At 71.3% G+C, this 4,690-nt stretch carries 1 protein-coding gene; it reads left to right on the top strand.

Features of this window, described 5'->3' with window-relative positions; all coding sequences use genetic code 11:
• On the top strand, positions 1-4,690 hold a 4,690-nt coding region (locus AWB81_RS46175; RefSeq protein WP_159939019.1), incomplete at both ends, for a hypothetical protein.

Genomic DNA, 4,690 nt, shown 5'->3' with positions numbered 1-4,690 from the left:
TGCGACGGCGGCGCGCGCGACGCCTGCCGCGGAACACGCCGCGTCCGCCGAGCCGTCGTCGCCGGTGCGCGCGATCGTGCGGCCGCCGTATCTCAGGCCGCGCGTGGCGCCGCCCGTCGCCGCCGGCGGTCCGACGAACGCCGTGCGCGCGACGCCCGCGCCATCCGCCGACGGGAATGTCGCCGCGAAAGTCGACGTGATCGCGCCGCACCGGCACGCCGCGCTGGCATCGCTCCGCAAGCGCAAGCCGCTGACGGAGAAGCCGCAAGACGAAGCCGCGACGACGCCCGACGCGCCGCTGCCCGTGCCCGATGCCGAGCCGCTGCGCCTCGAAGCGGAGCCGCCGAGCCCGTCCGACACGAGCCTTTCGTTCGATGCGCCCACAGAACTGACGATACAGCCGGCGCGCCCGTCCGGCGTCGAGCGTCCGCAGCCGCCCGTGCGCGAGAGCGCGAACTATCGCGCGGTGTTCGCGGAAGCGGCGCAGTCCGCGCGCCGCCTGCACGACGCGCTAGCGAGCGATGCCGCGCGGCGGTCGAGCGAGACGCAAGGTGCCGCTTCGGCGCACGCGACGGCCCGCCAGCGCGCGCTCGACGACAGCCTGCGCGACATCGACGGCGGCCTCGCCGACGCGCGCGCGTCGCTGGCGGCGCATTCCGCCGCGACCCTGCGCGCCGTTGACGAGCGCGCCGATGCGGCGCGGCTGCGCATCCGCGATGCGACGTCGGAAGCGCGGGCCGCGTTTCAGGCGCTGCGCGCCGCCATCCAGCAGGCACGCAAGGAACCCGAGGGAAAGGCGAAAGACTTCCTCGGCTTCGCGTGCAAGCACACGAAGGACATCGAAACGGCAGGCACGTCGTCGGTCGAGGCGCTGCACGCACTGCGCGACAAGCCGGAGGAATACCTTCCGTCGAAACCGGAAGCCACGGGACACGACGTCGAACTGTGCGCTGATGCCGTGCAGGAGGCCATTCTTACGCGGACGCCGCCGCGCGCGGAGCATCGCGCGCAGGCATTCGAGATCGAATCGGGCAAGCAGACCCGCGCGATGGCCGCGAGCTTCGGACCGCTGACGGGCGATTCCGGGCAGGCGCTCGCCCCGGCCGGCGCGAACCAGCCGGGCGACACCGCGACGGCGGGCGCGGGCACGCTGGAGGCCGATATCAAAAAGGCGTTCGCCAACGTCGACGCGTGGCGCGCGCAGACCGAGCAGGCCGGTCCGGCGGCGGTGGAGCGCACGAAGGAGGTGGTGCTCGCGCAAATCGACGTAGCGGCGGCGAAGCTGCGCGAAGCGCTGCGCGCGGGCTATCGGCGCACCGAGCGCGTGCTGATCGTCCAACACTCCGCGCAGCGCAAGCAGGTTTTCGCCGCGCATCGCGACCGGGCGCGCGGCGAGGCGCAGGACGACGCGCGCCGCGCGGACCGCGATCACTCGAATCTGCGCGCGCTCGCCGTCGCGCAAGGCGTCTCGCTGCGCGTGATGAGCGACGGCCTGAAGCCCGAGGTGAGCCGCGGGGAGGCGGATTTCGCGCGCATTGTCACCGGCACGGCGACAGAGTTTCGGCGGCGCGTCGAGGCGAGCGCGGGCACGCAGCGTCCGGTCCTGCTGTCGGCGGCCGCGCTCGGCGCCGTCGCCGCTGACCGGCAGAATGCCGCCGATGGAGCGCGGCTCGCCGGTTCCGCGCGCGCCGTCGCGCTGCAACTTGGCCAGAATGCCGGTGACAACGCGCGCGCGCTGGAACAAATGGCCGATGACGCGACGGCGGGCTTTCCGCGCCTCGCCGAGCCGATCGCCGCGATCGTCGGCAGCGTCGTGCCGCCCATCGCCCGGGCGCTGAAGCACGAAACGACGCGGCTCGACGCGGCGGTGGAGGCTACGGGAACCCGCGTCGAGCGCTACTACACGACGGGCAACGCGGCCGCCGCTGGCGGCACGAACGCGTCTGCGGCCGATGCGTCGGCGCCTCCCGCCGCCAAGCCCGCGATGGCGCCGGAGACGTTCTGCAAAAAGGGCTCGGCGGTCGGCCAGCATCCGGCCGGCGACGACAAGATCCGCGACCTCATCGACCAGGCGGTGAGACAGGTGCCGGCGAAGATGGCGGAGAAAGCCGCCGCGATCTGGGACGGCGCAAACGCGACGCACAGCGATGTCGAACGCGTGATGTCCGCATTGCGCTCGATCACCGCGAAGCAGGGCGCGGCGATCAAGGCGCTCTTTCTCGACAGGCATCATGTCAGCGCCGAGACCTATCTAGAATTCAATCTGCCGAAGCTGTTGTCGACCGACGAAACGAACCAGTTCAACGTCGATGCCGCGGAAGCCTATCTGAACGGCAAGGACCTCGACGGCGCGCTTAAGGAGCTGAAAGCCGCTGTCAACTGGACCAACGAGGAAGCGCGCGTCGAGGCGGTGCAGCGCTCGCTTACGCCGGCGCGCTGGGCCGAGCTGCGCGAGCTCCACGGCGCGGACCTGGCCGACGTGCGCGACGATCTCGACGGCGTCGACAAGCAGGTCTTCAAGGCGCTCGATCGCGAGGCCGACGCGTATCGCGAAGTCGACGGCAAGATGAAGGAAGTCGCGCCGGGCGAGGCCGGTAAGGGCGTGGCCGAGGCCGACGCGCTGCGGCTGCGCGAGAAGATGCGCCGCGATCTCCAGAAGGAAGGCGAGGCGGGCGACGACAGCGCGATCGACACGGTGGCGGGCGCGCAGTCCAGCGCGGGCGACGACGTCATCTCGGGCCGCGATCCGCTCGATCTCGGCGAACACAGGCTCGCGACCGACGCCACGGGCTTCGACACCTTCGACGTCGCCGAAGATCGCAACAAAAAGCGCTGGGAGCAGACGAAGCAGGCGTTCGACCAGATCGAGGCTAGCGGCGGGACGGCCGCGCCGGCGAACGCGAAGGCGGGATGGGCGATCGTCGCCTTCGCGGGGCGCACGCGCGAGCACAGCGTGTATGTGGCCGATTCGGCCGATGCCGGCGCGTACGGAGATGCCGGCGGCTACGGCGGCGGTCACTACGAAATCGTCAGGATGACGATGCGCGCCGAGCAGCAGCGGCTTTTGCAATACGTTGTCGATTACGGCGCGAACAGCGACGAAGCCGCGGCCGCGCGGCTCGCGGTCGAGACCACGCGCGGCGGCGCGCGGCCTGAGCGGCTCGCGCTGGCGATGCACGCCGGCGTGCTCGACGCGCACGAAGGCGAGGACAAGTCGTCGCTGTCGACCAAGGAAAAAGAAGCGCGCGTGAGCGACACCCGCGCGCGTCAGGAATCGGTGCTGCTCAAGTTCGGGCAGATCCAGCGTCACGGCGCGCTTGAGCCCGGCGACGAAGAAGCCCTGAGCCCGGAGCAGCGGAGCCAGCAGGCGGACCGCGTGCGCGGCGATCTCATGAAACAGGTCGCGACGCGGGGCGACACAACCACGGACGCGCTCAACGTGCGCTCCGTGCGGGCGCCGGGCGCGACGTGGGACGAGGAGCAGAAAGCGCGCATCGACGACGCGCTGGCGGGCATCGACTTCGCGATGGCGCACGAGGACAAGCGCTTCGAGACGCTCAAGCGCACGCTCGGCCAACTCGACCGCAAGGAAGTCGATCAGGCGTTCGCAGCGTGGGACAAGGCGCATCCGGACCACAAGCTCGACCGAGAACTGAACCTCGGCGGCCAGGGCAGCTGGTGGAGCGAGAAACTGTCCGGCGACGAGCGCCAGGAAATCGAGCTGGCGCGCATGGGCGTCGCGAAGAACGATCGCGAACGCGCCGAAGTGTCGCGCATGCGCGCGCATCAGCAGATTCGCGACGCTGGGCTCCTCGGCACGCTCGCCGGCAAGATCACTGGCGATTACGACGCGCTGGAGAAATCGCGCGGCGACATCGAACGGCTGATGGGCGTGCCGCCGGGCGCTTTCGACGAGTTCGGCCGCGCGCTGGGCGAAGGCGAGGCGCGCGGCAACTTCGACGAGAACGGCAAGTTCCGCCCGCCCGCCGGCGGCAGCGTCGCGGAATTCGAGCTGGCGCTGCGCATGACGCATCTCGCCGCCGAAAGCTACAAGGCGATGACCGACCGCGTGGCGAATGCCGTCGTCACCGGGCTGATGGTGGCGGCGGCCGTCGTCACGACCGCGCTGACCGGCGGCGCGGCGGCCTCCATCTGGATTCCGCTGCTGGTCACGTTCGGGGCGGGCGTCGCGGGCGTTGCGCTGTCGGCGTCGATCAAGGGGAATCGTTACAGTCGCGCGGAAATGGAGCGCGACATGGTCGTCGCGCTCGTGCAGTCGTTCACGGCGGGACTGGGCGCGGCGGCGGGCGCGGCCATCAAGGGCGGCATGCCGGCCCTGCGCGCCGCGATGATCTCCGGCGAAGCGCTGCAAGGCGTCCTCGACGTCGCGGGCACGACCGCGCTCAAGGGCGGCTGGGAGTTCGTCGCTGAGATGGGCGTCGGCGCGATGTCCAATGCCGCCAACAACGCCGCCGCGACTGCGATGGATCCGGTCGCGCGGGCGCGGGGCGAGAGCGGCTCAAAGGCGCTTGAGGCCGGGCTGCGCGGCTTTCTCAGCGGCGCGGTGGGCAGCGCGCTGATGAAGCCGGTCGGCGGCCTCGGCGGACGCGCGTTCGGGTCCTTCGGCGCGCGCGCGCTCGGCTCCGCCGCGAGCAACGTGGGCACGCGCGCAGTCGAGATGGGTATGGAG

Origin of the sequence: Caballeronia arationis, assembly GCF_001544975.2 — a bacterium.
Classification (GTDB): Bacteria; Pseudomonadota; Gammaproteobacteria; order Burkholderiales; family Burkholderiaceae; genus Caballeronia; species Caballeronia arationis.
The sequence above is the reverse complement of the archived record's forward strand: the minus strand, read 5'-3'. Positions and strand labels throughout refer to the sequence as shown.